Source organism: Pseudomonas sp. GW458-11-26-14-LB4 (genome assembly GCF_059423925.1).
In genome coordinates this window covers 171,869-187,994 of record NZ_JBWKYU010000005.1, presented here as the reverse complement: position 1 = coordinate 187,994, position 16,126 = coordinate 171,869, and the positions used below count along the sequence as shown (strand labels likewise).

The 16,126-nt window shown below is 60.2% G+C and carries 9 protein-coding genes; 1 reads left to right on the top strand and 8 read right to left on the bottom strand.

Features of this window, described 5'->3' with window-relative positions; translation table 11 throughout:
* Positions 1-4: 4 nt before the first annotated feature.
* Together AC07XZ_RS09065 and AC07XZ_RS09060 are read right to left on the bottom strand one after the other, a co-directional pair.
* Entirely contained in the window at positions 5-634 is a 630-nt protein-coding gene (locus AC07XZ_RS09065; RefSeq protein WP_011335689.1) for a flavin reductase family protein, read from the bottom strand.
* A 128-nt stretch (positions 635-762) separates the two neighbouring features.
* Positions 763-1,080, bottom strand: coding sequence for a hypothetical protein (locus AC07XZ_RS09060; protein WP_102687226.1), 318 nt, complete (start codon positions 1,078-1,080; stop codon positions 763-765).
* Positions 1,081-1,428: 348 nt separating this feature from the next.
* Here AC07XZ_RS09060 and AC07XZ_RS09055 point away from each other — a divergent pair, with 348 nt between their 5' ends.
* Positions 1,429-2,187, top strand: a complete 759-nt coding sequence (locus AC07XZ_RS09055; RefSeq protein WP_085745240.1) for a COG4705 family protein — start codon at positions 1,429-1,431, stop codon at positions 2,185-2,187.
* 63 nt (positions 2,188-2,250) lie between these two features.
* Here the strand turns inward: AC07XZ_RS09055 and AC07XZ_RS09050 are convergent, their stop codons facing one another.
* From AC07XZ_RS09050 to AC07XZ_RS09025, 6 genes are all read right to left on the bottom strand, one after another.
* A complete protein-coding gene (locus AC07XZ_RS09050; protein ID WP_011335686.1) occupies positions 2,251-3,570 on the bottom strand; it encodes an MFS transporter in 1,320 nt (439 codons plus the stop codon).
* A 295-nt stretch (positions 3,571-3,865) separates the two neighbouring features.
* Entirely contained in the window at positions 3,866-5,194 is a 1,329-nt protein-coding gene (locus AC07XZ_RS09045) for a sigma-54-dependent transcriptional regulator (RefSeq protein WP_085745238.1), read from the bottom strand.
* Positions 5,194-6,954, bottom strand: a complete 1,761-nt coding sequence (locus tag AC07XZ_RS09040; protein WP_102687227.1) for a sensor histidine kinase — start codon at positions 6,952-6,954, stop codon at positions 5,194-5,196. Before AC07XZ_RS09040 ends, AC07XZ_RS09045 begins: the two co-directional genes overlap by 1 nt.
* A gap of 243 nt (positions 6,955-7,197) precedes the next feature.
* A complete protein-coding gene (locus tag AC07XZ_RS09035; protein ID WP_102687228.1) occupies positions 7,198-9,948 on the bottom strand; it encodes an RHS repeat-associated core domain-containing protein in 2,751 nt (916 codons plus the stop codon).
* Positions 9,945-14,399 carry a SpvB/TcaC N-terminal domain-containing protein gene (locus AC07XZ_RS09030; RefSeq protein ID WP_102687229.1) on the bottom strand — a complete coding sequence of 1,485 codons (4,455 nt, stop codon included), beginning with the start codon at positions 14,397-14,399 and terminating at the stop codon, positions 9,945-9,947. Before AC07XZ_RS09030 ends, AC07XZ_RS09035 begins: the two co-directional genes overlap by 4 nt.
* A gap of 164 nt (positions 14,400-14,563) precedes the next feature.
* Positions 14,564-16,087 carry a fumarate hydratase gene (locus tag AC07XZ_RS09025; protein WP_007960181.1) on the bottom strand — a complete coding sequence of 508 codons (1,524 nt, stop codon included), beginning with the start codon at positions 16,085-16,087 and terminating at the stop codon, positions 14,564-14,566.
* Positions 16,088-16,126: the final 39 nt, after the last annotated feature.

Genomic DNA, 16,126 nt, shown 5'->3' with positions numbered 1-16,126 from the left:
GCGCTTACTTCGTTGCCCCCGGGCGCCACATCTTGAACAACGCCTCCGGCCCCAGCTGGAAATAGTCCGCCGGCCCGCCGCCCCGCAGTATCGGTTCGGCGGCGGCCGTGTCGTAGATCCCGTCCTTCAACAGCCACTTGGCGATATGCACGGCGACCACTTCGCCGAGCACCAGCCAGCTCGGCACGGTCTCGCCGTCGGCGCGTTGCAACTGAATGATCTGGGTGACCTTGCACTCGAAGGACACCGGGCTTTCGGCCACGCGCGGCACGGCAATCACCTTCGACGCCACCGGCGTCAGCCCTGCGAGTTCGAACTCGTTGACCTCCGGCCCGACCATCGCGCAGCTCTGGTTCATCTGCTCGGCCAGCGGTCGGGTGGCGAGGTTCCAGACGAATTCGCCGGTCTGCTCGATGTTGTTCAGGCTGTCTTTGCGACCGACGCTGGAGAACCCGATGATCGGCGGAATGTAGTTGAACGCGTTGAAAAAGCTGTAGGGCGCCAGGTTCAGCCGGCCCTCGGCATCCTGCGAAGAAATCCAGCCGATGGGACGCGGGCCGACGATGGCGTTGAACGGATCGTGGGGCAGGCCGTGGCCGTTGGCCGGTTCGTAGAAATGGATGTCATCGGGCATGGCGGGGTGATCCTGAAGGCTTCTATAAGCGACCAATAGTGCAAGTCCGATCCGCGAAGATCAAATACCGACCTTTGGAAATGAACAAGCCCGGCAATGGCCGGGCTTTGGTGTCTGCATTCTGGCAATCAGTTGATGGCAGCGGCGGTACCGGTTTTATCAAAGCCGTCGGCGGCGATGGCGTTTGCGGTGCCTGTTTTATCGAAACCGTCTGCAGCGATGGCGTTGGCAGTGCCGGTTTTATCGAAACCATCGGCAGCAACGGCTTTGCCAACGTTGGTTTTATCGAAACCATCGGCAGCGTAGGCGCCGGTGTGGCTGGTTTCGATGGCAGCGCTGGCGCCGGAAATGAAGTCGGCGGATTTGGTTTTGTCCGAACCGTCGGCGGCAAAAGTGTTGGCGGCCAGTACGGACAGGGTCAGGGCGAGGATCAGTTTGGTTTTCATGGTCGTTCTCCAGATTCGAAATTCGTTGGCGATGTGTTTCGCATGGGGTTCATGCTACGCCAACTAAATTGATTAAAAAGCGCAAAATAATGCTAGAAACAATCGATTAAATTGATATTAAGGGCGACACATTCAATTCGCTTTCGTCGTCGGAGCGAGCGTCGCGCAGTTAATCGATCAGGTAGGTGCAGGATGCGGCAGGGGCATTAACCGGTGATTAATCGCCGTTTTTTGCGTGTGTGACAGAATTTTCATGGATTCCCGACCGGTTTTTCACCCGCGCAACGCCAGTCTGCCCACGGCCATAAAGCCAAAAACCGGCCGTCACACACTGGAGCGTTGCCTGCGATGAATAAACTGCCTCAAATCACCCTGGCCTTCTGGGTCATGAAAATCTGCGCGACGACCCTGGGGGAAACCGCGGGGGATTTGTTGTCGATGACCCTTAACGTCGGCTACGCCATCAGCTCGCTGATCCTGATCAGCGTGTTTGTCCTGACGCTGGTCGCGCAGTTGATGTCCAAGACTTACAAGCCGTTGCTGTACTGGATCGTGATCCTGTCGACCAGCACCGCCGGCACCACCATGTCCGACTTCATGGACCGCACGCTGGAACTGGGTTACGCCACCGGTTCCATGATCCTGATCGCGATCCTGCTGGCGATCTTCGCGGCTTGGCGCCTGAGCGGCGACTCGCTCAACGTCACCAAGGTGCAGAGCTTTCGCGGCGAGATGTTCTACTGGATGGCGATTCTGTTCTCCAACACCCTGGGCACCGCGCTCGGCGATTACCTGGCGGACGACTCCGGCCTGGGCTTTGCCGGTGGCGCGCTGTTGATCGGCTCGGCGATTGGCGTGGTCGTGCTGCTCAAGTACTTCACGAAGATTTCGTCGGTGGCGCTGTTCTGGGTGGCGTTCGTGCTGACCCGGCCGTTTGGCGCGACATTGGGCGACTTGATGACCAAGTCCCATGAGAAGGGCGGACTGGATTTCGGCACCATCGGTTCGTCGGCGGTGCTGGCGGGGATTCTGCTGGTGATGATCGTCGGGGCGTCGTATGCGCAGAAGCGTTATGGCAGCAAACAGGGGGTTGCCGAATTGTCCTGATCGGGAAATCGGACAGAAAAGAAAACGCGCGAAGTTCTTGCACCTTCGCGCGTTTTTTTGCGATCAGTCAGTGACGATACGCGAGTGTTTCTGCGTGTCTTTCATGGTGATGTACACCAGCAGGGACACCGCGATGCACGCGGTCACGTACCAGTAGTAACCGGTTTCCATGCCGATGCTCTTGAACCACAGTGCGATGTATTCGGCGGTGCCACCGAAGATCGACACGGTCAGTGCGTACGGCAGGCCGACGCCCAGGGCGCGGATTTCGGTCGGGAACAGCTCGGCCTTCACCACGGCGTTGATCGAGGTGTAGCCGCTGACGATGATCAGCGCCGCCATGATCAGGAAGAACGCGCCCCACCAAGTCTGGATGGTGTGCAGGGTCATCAGGATCGGCACGGTGAAGATCGTACCGAGCACGCCGAAGGCGATCAGGATCGGACGACGACCGATTTTATCGGACAGGCCGCCGATGATCGGTTGCAGGCACATGAACAGGAACAGCGTGGCGGCAGAAATGGTGGTGGAGTCGGAGATGCTCATGCCGACGGTGTTCACCAGGTATTTCTGCATGTAGGTGGTGTAGGTGTAGAACGCCAGCGTACCGCCCATGGTCAGGCCGACCACGGTCAGCAGTTCCTTCGGATGACGAAGCAAGGTGCGCATCGCGCTTTCCTTGGACTTCTCTTTCTTGGTGAACGACTCGGTTTCTTCCATGCCACGACGCAGGTACAGCGCCACGATTGCGCACAGCGCGCCGATGGCGAACGGGATACGCCAGCCCCACGCGTACAGCTCTTCGGTGGTCAGGAACTGTTGCAGCACGATAAGCACGCCCAGCGCGATGAGCTGGCCGGAAATCAGGGTCACGTACTGGAAACTGGAGAAGAAGCCGCGACGATCCTTGGTCGCCATCTCCGACAGATAAGTCGCCGAGGTGCCGTATTCGCCACCGACCGACAGGCCTTGCAGCAGGCGGGCGAACACCAGCAGGATCGGCGCGCCGACACCGATGGTTTCATAACCCGGGCTCAGGGCGATGATCAGCGAGCCGAAGCACATCAGGTAAACCGAGGCCATCAGGGCTTTTTTGCGTCCGACCTTGTCGGCGTACAGGCCCATCAGCCAGCCACCGATCGGGCGCATCAGGAAGCCCACGGCGAAGATCGCGGCGGTGTTGAGCAGTTGGGCGGTGGTGTCGCCTTTGGGGAAGAAGGCTTTGGCGAAGTACAGCGAGAAGGCGGCATAGACGTACCAGTCGTACCACTCGACCATGTTGCCGACGGAACCGCTGAAGATCGACTTGATGCGACTGGCGGTGGTTCGTTCTTTGGCCGGCACGGCAGCCGACCCAAGAGGCAGGGCGTTGGAGTTATCCATTGAAGGATCCTTCGTTTAATTGTTTTTGTGGAGCGCGTTGAAACGCAGCCTGCGAGGGCTATAGCAGGAGCTGTGCCAACGAGGGGAGGGCCGGTTTAGAGGGGCTGGGGAGATGGGTTGAGCGGGATTTTGCCGATGATCCGGAATGAATGAGCGGATTTCCGCTCATTCAGCGTGATCGTTCCCACGCTCTGCGTGGGAATGCAGCCGGGGACGCTCTGCGTCCCAAAGCGGACGCAGAGCGTCCATTGAGGCATTCCCACGCGGAGCGTGGGAACGATCAATCATCAAACGATCAGTCGGGTACGAACATCTCCCGGGTCAAACCATGCCGCTGCATCTTTTCATTAAACGTACGACGCGGCAGTTGCAGTTCTTCAAGCACGGCTTTCACATCCCCCTTGTGCCGGGTCAAAGCAGCCCGCAAACACTGCGCCTCAAACGCTTCCTGCTGCGCCGCCAGCGACTGCCCCGGATCAATCCCCTGCACCGGTTCATCCAGCCCCAGCACCTGCCGCTCGGCGACGTTCGCCAGCTCCCGCACATTACCCGGCCAGTCATGACTCAGCAGATGGCTCAACTGCGCGCCACTGAGCGGCGGGAACGTGCGGCCCAAGCGCTGGGCGGCGCTCTGGGCGAAGGATTCGAACAAGAGCGGAATGTCCTCCCGACGATCCCGCAGCGGCGGCAATCGCAACTCGGCGACGTTCAGGCGATACGCCAGGTCTTCACGAAAACGCCCGGCCCGCGCTTCATCCAGCAAATCGGGTTTGGTCGCCGCGACAATCCGCAGGTCCACCCGAATGCTCTGGTTCGACCCCAGCCGCTCCAGCTTCTGCTCTTGCAACACCCGCAGCAGTTTCACCTGCTGAGCCAAGGGCATGCTTTCGATTTCATCGAGAAACAGCGTGCCGCCGTCGGCGTATTCCAGCTTGCCGATGCGCTTGCCGGAGGCCCCGGTGAACGCGCCGCTCTCATGCCCGAACAACTCGGCTTCGAACAACTGCTCGGGGATCGCCGCGCAGTTCAGCGCAACGAACGGCTTGTCGGCGCGCGGGCCGAAGTCGTGCAGGCAACGGGCGACCAGTTCCTTGCCGCTGCCGGTCTCGCCACGGATCAGCACGTTGACCGGCAATGTTGCGAGGTCCAGCACCTGCCGGCGCAAGGTCTGCAAGCCACGGGACACACCGAGCAACGTCGCATCGAGTCTGGCGCGGTTGTCGGCCTGTTCGTGCAGGGCGCGGTTTTCCAGCACCAAGCGACGCTTGTCCAGCGCCCGGCGCAGGCTGCCGAGCAGGGTCTCGGGGCTGAAGGGTTTTTCCAGAAAATCGTAGGCGCCGTCGCGCATGGCTTCGACCGCCATCGGCACATCGCCGTGGCCGGTCAGCAGAATCACCGGCAGGTCGGCATCCCGACGCTGCACTTCGGCCAGCAGTTCAAGACCGCTGAGGCCGGGCATGCGCACGTCGCTGACAATCACCCCGGCAAAATGCGCGGGCAGCGCCGCCAGGCATTCCTCGGCGCGGCTGAACAGCTGCACCTCGAACCCGGACAGGCTCAGCCACTGTTCGACGGCACTGCGAATACTGCTTTCGTCATCGACCACCATCACCGAGTTGAGCATCAGATATGCGCCTCCAGATCGATCGGCAAGGTCAGGCTGAACACTGCGCCATTGTCACCATTTTCGACGCACAGGCGCCCGCCGGATTCATGGACGATGGCGAAGGATACCGCCAGCCCCAGACCCAGCCCGTCACCCACCGGTTTGGTGGTGAAGAACGGATCGAACACCTGACCCAGATGTTCTTCGGCGATGCCGCCGCCGTTGTCGATGACGCTCAGGCGCCACAGTTGCTCGTCGGCTTCCAGGCGGATTTCCAGACGCTTGCAGGGTTTGCCCTGCATGGCATCGAGGGCATTGCGCAGCAGGTTGATCAGCACCTGCTCCAGACGGATCGCATCGCCACGCACCCAGGCCGGACGGGTCAGGTGCAGCACCAGACTGACCTGTTCATCGCGCAGACGCGTATCGAGCAATTGCAGGGCCTGATCGACCACCGTCGCCAGATCCAGCCGTTCGCGCAAACCGCTGGGGCTCTTGCGGGCGAAGGTTTTCAGGTGGCCGGTGAGGGCGGCCATGCGCGTGAGCATGTCATCCACCGGTTTGAGCGCCTTGTAGGCGTCATCGACCCGGCCATGATCTAGCAGCAGACGCAGGGTCGCCAGTTGCATGCGCTGGGCGGTCAACGGCTGATTGATTTCGTGGGCCAGCGCGGCGGACATCTGCCCCAGTGCCGCCAGTTTTGCCGACTGCACCAGACCGTCCTGGGCGGTGCGCAAATCCCGGGTGCGTTCCTCGACCAGTTGCTCAAGCTCTTCGCGGCTACGCTGGCGCATCTTCGCCAGGCGCCAGCGCTGATTGAGGAACAGCAGCAGGAACACCAGCGCCAGCCATACTCCGGCGGCGGCGAGCCCGGCATTGCGCTGATCCTCGAAAGATATTTGCGGGCGGCGCAGCAGATGCAGGGTCCAGCCTTCGGCGCTCAACGGCAGCGATTCCCACAGGTAATCCGCCGTGCCTTGCGGGCCTTCGACGCGGCGCAGATCACTGTTGTCATCGAAGCTGCGCAGCGCCAGATGCGTCAGCGGTACCAGCGACTGTTTGTCGTATTGGCGGGTGGCCTTGATCTCGCGGTAATCGGCCGGGCTCAGCGGGTGCAGCAGGCGATAGCGCCAGCCGGGCTGGTTGGCGATGAAGATGATGCCGCGCGCATCGCTGACCAGCAGGGTGTCACTGCCCTGGCTCCATTCGCGTTCGAGTTCGGGGAATTCGAGCTTGACCACCATCGCCCCGAGGAACTCGCCGTTGTCGCCGAGCACCGCGCTGGACAGGAAGTAACCGGGAATCCCGCTGGTTACGCCGACCGCGTAGAAACGCCCGGTGCCCTGGGTGCGGGTCTGACTGAAATAGGGGCGAAAGCCATAGTTGTGACCGACGTAACTGCTAGGCAGACGCCAGTTGCTGGCCGCCACCGCGAGGCCCGTGTGGTCGAGCAGTTCCAGCGTCGAGGACTGCGCCGCGCCGTTGATCTTTTCCAGTTTCAGGTTGAGCGCCGCTTGCTGTTCGGCGTCGACCGGGCCGGCCAGCGCCGCACGCAATTGCGGGTCCAGCGCCAGCACGGCGGGCAGGGCGCGGTAGCGGTCGATCAGGGTGTGCAGCGAGTTGGCGTACAGCGCCAGTTGCTGATTGGCCCGGGCCGCGTCTTCTTCCAGCGCCTGGCGCTCGGCGTGGCGGATCGCAAGCGTTGCAGCAAGGGCGGCACCGGCGATGATCAGCAGGGTATACAACGACAGACGCAGGGTACGGGAAGTCGGCAGCATGCTGGGGCAAACGGATGGCAGGACGGGCGGGCACGATAGCATGTCGCCGGGTGCTGGCAGTGTTATCACACTATAAAATCCGTGTGTTCACGGGCTGCCCTCTGTCTGGCCCGGTGGTGTCGAAGCGTGTTTGCCAGACCGCGGAGCATGTCAGTGATTTTCCCCTGATGACCCTGGGTGTCCATCATTGCCACTTGACCAGATTTTCACCTTTGCGTGCCCGGTTTGATCACCTGTCGGTTGTTAGTTGTTCTTCTGTTTGTGCGCGTTCCGCCTGCCATAGGTCTTGAGCATTTGCTTTCTGTCATCGACAACGTACAAGGCTTTTTCAGTGAGTGCGTGCAGATTATCGAGTCTGACTGATCTGGCTTGTTGAGTGCCGACTCTCCCTTGCGCCAGATCGAGTAGATGATCGACATCCGAGTTGTAGAACTCGTTGACCCCAAGCTCGCTGAAGGCTATTTGGCCTGCATTGGATACTCTGACAACTTTCTCACGCAATGCGTCGAGCGCATTCAGATGCGCGTCGATCTCTTGTGAAAACATGCCTTCTTCGGCCCTGCTTCCCTGTTCTGCCACTTTCGCGAGTTCTATTAATTCTCCGACGCCGTAGAGTTGTGATCCCCCGGTGGCGGAGATGGCATTGACCGAGGCTTCGATGGCGTCCTTTGGCTCAAAAGATCTGATGTGCATGAAAGCATCGAGGGGGCCACTTTCCACACCCCTCGCCTGTTGCGAGATTGATTCAGCCGATATATCGGCTTTGCGGGGTATCAGAGGGTTGGAAACGTCCTGAAAGTTTGAAAGGGCCATATCGACCAGTTCAGCGGAACGATCAGCGGTGAAGTTGCCGACGGTCAGCCCCTTGAGTTCACCCACCATTGATGAATAAGGATCTCCTCCGGCTAATGTTTCCACCGCACTGAAGAGATCGTTTGTGGAGAACCAACTGGCAAGAACCTTCGAGACTTGTACGACAAATTTTGCAGTGGTGACGGTACGGAACCGACTCCGACTCGAAAGGTTGTCAATCTGTCGCTCGAGAACGTCCATTTGTCTGTTGGCTGCACTCAGGAAGTTCATCGAGTAGTCAGCCTGCCTTTTCAGCTCTGCAGGTGTCCTGGTCTGCCCGTTAGTGTCGACGTATGTCATCGGGTTGTTCCCGACAAATGCGTACCGGTTCAGCCCGTCCTCATCCCCGGCCGGGTCGCTGCTGACCCAGCGACACAACCACGGCGCGTAATACCGCGCGCCGTAGTAATAAAGCCCGGTGGCGTCCGCTTCCTCGCCTGAGTAGCGGATGAACTTGTAGTCCGCTTCGATCTGCGAGCGGGCCGCCATCGACGCGGTGCCGCCGAAGGCGTAGTAGCTTTCGCGGCTGATTATCTGCGCCCGTTGATCAATCTCCGTCACGCTCGATCCCAGGTGGTCGGAATGGGAATAACGCACCTGATCAACATCGATGCCCGGCGGCTTTCCGGCTACCCAGTGCAGGCAAGTCACCTCACCGATACCGGTTGCGACAGTGATCCGGTGCAATTCCTCACCGCTGCTTTTGATGCGGATTTCCAGACTTCCCACGTAATGCACTTCATCCACGTGGCTGACTTTGCCGGTGTGGGTTTCGTGACGTTTGTAGACCCTGGTGCCCTGGCTGTATTGGTACAGCTCCTGATCCGATGGCCCGCTGCCATGTTCGACGAGGGTCAGCGATTGCAGTTGGTTGCGGCTGTTCCAGTCGAGCGGCTGGTCGGCCTGCAGATGCCTGAGATTGCCGGCAGGGTCGAACAGAGCGCCGAAATCAGGGACCGGGTCCCCCGTTTTCCAGCGCACACCGCGATTGCTCGCAGGGTCAATGAACATCTCGCGGGTGTAGGTGTTGCCGTCGCGAACGTGGGTCAATTTCTTCAGGTTGTTGCCATCGTCGTATTCGAAAGACTCGACGTAGTTGAGTCGGTCATTGGGATCGGTGGGTTGCGGCCGCCCGGGGTTGTCTGCGGGCGGGGCGTCGCTGTAACCAGTGGCGTGCTTCAGCCGGTACATCGAGTCATAGACAAATGCACGTTCACCGTCGACCCGCTGGTTGCGGAAAAACGTCGTTTTGTAGGTGGGAGCGACAATCCGGATGACGTTTCCTGCTGCGTCGTACTCATACTCGAAATCCTGAACCGCCGGTTCTGATGCCTTTTGCGCATATTGGCGAAGCAGGCATCCGTCGGCCTGCCGGTAGTGCCAGTGGCTGGTCACGCCGTTGCCGAGCCGTTGCTCGGTGATCTGGCCGGCAGCGTTGTAAGTCGCGCCGTTCAAAATATTCTGGAGGTTTTGTCCTCTGAGTTGCAGCTGCACTTGAATAAGCTGCCCGGCGATGTCGTAGGTCGATTGCTGTACATGCCCGCCGGCGTCGGTGATTTGCAGCCGCGCACCGACGGCGCTGAAGCGCTGGCGGCTGGTGCAGATCTTGCCGTCCTTGAAGGTGCGGGTTTCTTCCAGTGACGGGCCGCTCATGGCGAAACTGTTGATTTGTAACGTGCCCGATGGATCGCTTAGCGCCGTCATCTGACCGCGCAGGTTGTGCGTCGGGTCGGCCAGGGCGTCGTCGTAGTTGAAGTTTTCGATGCCGGTTACCCCGTTTTCCGTGACGCTCCGCAGCCGCAGTTGCGGGTCGTAGCCCATCTCCCGGTGATTGTCGTTTGCATCCCAGCTTTGCAGTAGCTCGCTGCCGAGGCCCGGCAGGACAGTGTGTTCTCCGCCGTCGACGTTGTGGGTTCTGACCGCCATGCCATCGAGTCTGTGCACCGTTGTTGTATTGGGTGTGGACAGGCGCGGATCTCGCTGTGCAACCAGGTGGCCGGCCACGTCATATTGCAGTCGGTTGATGAGCGCTCGCACCTCTCCGCCGGCCACCGTGCGCAGATAGTCAACGTGCCTGACAGCCTCGCCACGGGGGCCGATTACCGACATCTTCGGTGTGAGATGGTGCACGCCGGTGTTCATGACTTGACCCGTTTTGCAGGTTTTGCCGGCGTGGTTTTCTTCGCCGGCCCGGCGGGCGCTGGTTCGTGGGTATCGTTGAAGTCGTAACTGAGTTTGAACCACGGATGCAGAAGCTCGAACGCCAGATCGCCCAAGGCATTGAGTGTCCGGACCGGACGCCCCAACGCGTCGTAGAACATTTGGTCGTGATAGCCGTGCTCACGCATGGCGCTGTCATTGATGCAGCGATGGGTGTTGAGGAAATAAGGGCGATAGGTCCGAATCGGCTCGCCCTTGTGGTTGTATTCGATGCGTCCCATGACCCGCCAGCGACGCGCGGCGGGCATTTCAATCGGCTTGCCGTCGGCGCCGGTCTCGAGGCCGTTATCGGACGTGGCCACAAAGGCATCGCCCGGCGGCACTAGCTGTTTGTTTTGCAGTTCCCGGCCGAATCCGTCGACGTAGCGAAGGGTCATCTGAATCTGTTGCAACGGGTCGGTGTGGTAGCGGTCGGCAACCAGGTTGAGGCTGTGAACCGGCTGCCTGAGGGCGGTCTGGATGATATTGAGCAGGGTCTGTTCGCTGGCAGTGCGTTTTTTCAGCCTGGTCAACCCGCGCAGGGCCGATGCGCGTATGTGCCCGTCGGGCAGGATCAGGCCGTTGGCGATCCATTGCTTTCTTTTGAGCCGCGCCGTTTTGACCGGTAGCAATGGCATCCAGCTGAACAGATCGGTGCGCACCACGCCGGCAGCGGACGCCAGCACGGTTTTCGGATTGGCGAGGGCAAACTCGACGCTCAGATCAGACTGAGGTGGATAAACGGACAGAGGTTCGAAACCGGCGCGCACGCCCCCTTCGGTTCCATGAGAACTGTGCGCGATGGGATGCCCCCCCGCTTCGTACAGCACTTCGTGAATATTCTCGTTGGGGTCGGTGACACTCCACGGCAGCAGTGTGTGCATGTCGTAGGTCACTGTCGTGACGCAGCCGTCCGGCGGTCTTATGGCAATGGTCAGCAGATGGTCTGCGTCCCGGGTGATGTGGGTTGCGCCATGGCTGGCGGTCGGTTGCACATCGGTGACGTGATAAAAACCGTTGGCATTGTCGTAAGTAAAGAAGCCGCTCCGTGCCGACCACAGGTTTTGCAGCAGATCCTGTGCCGGGTCTTCCGGGAAGAACAGCTTCATCGGGGCATAGCCGATTTTTGCCAACTCGTCCCGAATGACAATCGGGACGTCGTCGTAGGCCGCAAGTGCTTTTTTGTCGAACACCGCCTGCTCGGTTGGCCCCGCCAATGGCGGATACAGAATCTCGCCGGCCGCCTCCAGATAGGTTTGTTGCGAGAGCGAGGTCAGCTCGCGGGCCGCTGTCCATTGCGCACTGTCTTTGTGTAGGACGACGTTTTCGAAACTGATTGCGTCCGCAGTCAATCCACCCGGCAATGCCCCCTTGGGCAACATCAGCGCATTGCCGCGCTTGCGCAAGGGCAGATTGAGCAGCCAGTGGCCGTCAGTGATCAGGTGCGTGTGCTCGGCAAGGGTTTCCGCCAGATAGAAGTGCCGCTGTTGCTCATCGTGACTGTCCACCCAGGCGCGCCGCTGATCCTCTTGATCGAAGGGCGGTTCGTCTGTTTCGGTTCGACGGCGTGCGCAGGCAACCGTCAGGCTGTGAGTCAGTTGGCCGTATTCGTTCCACGCCAGATTGACCACGTGCTGACAGTTAGGGTCGTCCATGAAACGTTCGTATTGTTGGCTGCGGCTTTCCAGTTCCAGCACCAGCAGGCTGGATGGGCTTTCGTTGACGACCCGCACCCGATAGCGGGACTCGTTCAGAGAGAACAGGCGCGCAGGGGCAGGGTCGTCTGCCTGGCAGACTTCGGTGCGAAGCAGGCGACCCGCCAGGGCGTAGGCAATTTCGGGGTCGTCGGCCTTGCGGCGCTTGCGAATGCGCTCTTTGCGAAGTTTTGTGTCGTAGGCTGAAATGACAGTGGGGCACAGTGGCTGTATCTCATCGTCGAGGTCGCCAATATTGTTCAAAACCAGATCGATACTTTTGCCGGTATGAAACCAGTGCGTCATCCGCATCGGCGCCGTATGGCCGCTCTCGGCCTTGCCCGATTCCAGTTCGCTGTCGATCTGACAGACCCGGCCGAAGCCGCGGAATTCGCGCTCGAGCCCGTCGTAGTGACCCTCGAAATACTCGTGGAACTGCATCAGGTAATTACCGGTAACTTCATCATCCTGACGCAACCATTCGAGCACCATCTGCGGGAACGGCAGATGGCAGACCGGGCGCCTGAGTGCGATCAGCTCCTGGCGTTTTTCATCCAGCCAGAACTGTGCGCTGCTGCGATAACTCAGGGTGGCGCTGTAGCCCATGTTGTTATTGCAGCCGGTAAGCAGGTACGGCCGCTCACTGACAAAGTGATACACCCAGTGCCGCGGTTTCATGTGTGGCACGGTCAGCAGCAGGCTGGCGCAGCCAATGCCTTGCAGATCGGCGAAGGTCACCTGGCAGAGGTTGTCATAGCGCACGCCTCTGGGCCATGGGACGCGTACCGGCGTCGCGGCCAGGCCATTGCCGCCCTGGTTGAGCCAGATTTCGAAATAATCCGAAGACAGGTAAATGAAGGCCGGGGCACCGGAGCCGTCCAGATCGGCGATACGCACCCGGTCGGCATCGAACTCGCCATAGTTGAACGGCAAGTCGCTCAACTTGAAACCTTCTGCGAACCGACCATGGCCGAGGCTGATCCAGCAACGGATTTCATCGTGGCGAATCCGGCATAGCTCCATTCCACTGGCGCCCATGTTGCTGAAGGTCACCAGTGCGCTTTTGTCATCGCTGAACAGCGGCAATCTGTCCGGGGCATGGGGTACATCCTGGCCGGGAGCGAAGCCCTTTTCCCTCAGGTTCGCATACACCCGCACGCTGTTCGGGCCGATGAGGGCCATCGAGTCCAGCCCGTCACCGCTAAAGTCGCCCATTCGCGCTGAATAATGGAAAAATTCCACAGGGAACTGGCTGAAAGGTTTGAACAATGACCAGTTTCGATCCGGGTTGAGCGTGTAATAACCGCTGCCACCGAGCTGCGCGACCACCCAGTCCAGACGTCCGTTGCCGGTAAGATCGGTGAGGATCTGCAGCACTGATTTACTGCTGTCGGCATTGGGGATCAATGGCAGCAAAGACCATGGGTCGTAGTTGATCTCGTCCGTCCCGGGTGTGCCGCGCAAGGGTTCGCGGTAGTACCAGGCGTTGTTGTACTGGCAAAGGAAACCGGGCAAACCTTCACCATAGAGATCGACACAATGATAGGGCTGGCGGTTGTCGAGGCCGGGCATGCGATCAAGTGCAAGGAAGGCCTGGGGCAGTGTGTTGAGCACAAGAGCCTGATTGAAATACTCGATAGGAGGCGTGTGTTTGACCTGGCCGGCGGCGTCATAACTCATGTGATGCGCGGCTTTCAGCTGGCTGTATTGCTGCGGCGTGGTTTCGTATTCCAGCAACAGGCGATTGACCAGGGCAGGAGCGGGGCCGGTGTGGTTGAAGAGCAGAAACTGCCGACACAGGCGCCGTGTGCCGACCTCGAAGCCGAATCGATGCATGCGAAATGGGTCGGAGCGTACTGTCCAGGCGTTTTCGTTGGCAGCCGTGTACGGTGGGATGTCGTCATAGCCAGCGACGCGTTCGCCGTAGTCGACGACCAGCCGGAACAGCCAGTCCAACAGTTCTGGCTGCTCATTACCAAGGCAATACAGATCAGTGCTGGCGGTCTTGTTGCAATAACAGACCTGACGCAGATAACGCTGGGCCTGGTAATCAAAACGAGTGTCGGCGACTTTGTCATCGGCCTTGTATTCGTAAAAGATGTTTTCTCCCACCGCGTTCCGGGTTTCCACCAGCAACCACGTGGCGATATTGCCTGGGTCTGCCGGGTCGTAGATGCGTGAGCCCGGGTTATTGCCATAGCAATCTTGCGAGCCGTCAGCGCGGAACACGATCCAGAAGGTATTGCCGTCGGCAGAGGTCCAGCGTTCGTAGCGGTCGAACGTACTTTCCAGGCGAGGGATGTAGCGCACCACGGAAAACTTGCGGGCGTTCTTGCCCTTGCCACGGGTGCGCCGGGTTGCCTTGATCTTGCCGCGGGTTGTCAGTTCGGGTCGCAGATCGGTGCCGTCCGCCTGCATGACGTCGTCGGGTGCGTATTTCGGTACGCCCTTGCTGGTCTTGCGGGAGATGACTGGCAGCGGCAAGTCCCAGCCGAGGCCGCACTTGCCGTTACCCGCGTTGCCGTCATAGACCAGTTGCAGGTCAGGATTGAGCGAGCGCGCAGCGATGATCGGCAACGTCAGTGAGTAAGACCGTTGCCCGGTCGCACCGATCTCCCCCCAACTGCGTCCATTGGTGGCAATGGACGCAGTTTTGGCAATGGAGGGCGGGGTGACGAGCGCATCTGCATCAGGAACCATAGCAACGCAACCAGTGAATGCCGAGATTGCACGCTAACAGAGCATTTTTCCTTCGACACCTGTCAGATCTGACAGGTGTCTTTGTCTGCACTTTATGGCAGGCGAAAAAAAAGGCCGGGCGGTCATTGCTGACCGCCCGGCCTTTTCACTGACGGATGAAGCGCTTACTGCACTTCAACCGCCAGGCTTTCGCTGATCTTCTGTTGCCAGATCGCAGGACCGGTGATGTGTACCGATTCACCTTTGCTGTCCACCGCGACGGTGACCGGCATGTCCTTGACCTCGAACTCGTAGATCGCTTCCATGCCCAGCTCGGCGAACGCCAGGACCTTGGACTTCTTGATCGCTTGCGCCACCAGGTAAGCGGCACCGCCGACGGCCATCAGGTACACGGCCTTGTTGTCCTTGATCGCGTCGATGGCGGTCGGGCCACGCTCGGACTTGCCGATCATGCCCAACAGGCCGGTCTGCTCGAGGATCTGACGGGTGAACTTGTCCATCCGCGTGGCGGTGGTCGGGCCAGCCGGGCCAACCACTTCGTCACCGACCGGATCAACCGGGCCGACGTAGTAGATGAAGCGACCTTTGAGGTCCACCGGCAGGGTTTCGCCCTTGTTCAGCATCTCGACCATGCGCTTGTGCGCGGCGTCGCGACCGGTGAGCATCTTGCCGTTGAGCAGGACGGTTTCGCCCGGCTTCCAGCTCTGCACGTCTTCCGGGGTCAGGGTGTCGAGGTTGACGCGACGGGCCGACGGGCCGGCTTCCCAGACGATTTCCGGGTAGGCGTCCAGCGGTGGCGCTTCCAGCGAAGCAGGGCCGGAACCGTCGAGCACGAAGTGCGCGTGACGGGTGGCGGCGCAGTTCGGGATCATGCACACCGGCAAAGAGGCGGCGTGGGTCGGGTAATCCATGATCTTCACGTCGAGCACGGTGGTCAGGCCACCGAGGCCCTGGGCGCCGATGCCCAGCTGGTTGACCTTCTCGAACAGCTCCAGACGCATTTCTTCGATGCGGTTCTGTGGGCCACGGGCTTTGAGCTCGTGAATGTCGATGGATTCCATCAACACTTCTTTTGCCATCACAGCGGCTTTCTCGGCGGTGCCGCCGATGCCGATGCCCAGCATGCCCGGCGGGCACCAGCCGGCGCCCATGGTCGGAACGGTCTTGAGTACCCAGTCGACGATCGAGTCGGACGGGTTGAGCATGGCCATTTTCGACTTGTTCTCGGAACCGCCGCCCTTGGCCGCCACGTCCACTTCCACGGTGTTACCCGGAACGATGGAGTAGTGGATGACTGCCGGGGTGTTGTCCTTGGTGTTCTTACGCGCACCGGCCGGGTCGGCCAGGATCGAAGCACGCAGGACGTTTTCCGGCAGGTTGTAGGCGCGGCGCACGCCTTCGTTGATCATGTCGTCCAGGCTCATGGTCGCGCCATCCCAACGTACGTCCATGCCCACACGCACGAACACGGTCACGATGCCGGTGTCCTGGCAGATCGGCCGGTGGCCGGTGGCGCACATGCGCGAGTTGATCAGGATCTGCGCCATCGAGTCACGGGCCGCTGGCGATTCTTCGCGCAGGTAGGCTTCGTGCATCGCCTGGATGAAGTCCACGGGGTGGTAGTAGGAAATGAACTGCAGGGCGTCGGCAACGCTCTGAATCAGGTCGTCTTGCTTGATCACGGTCATGAGTCGCGCTCCTCTAAAAGACGGGAACATTCAATAAGG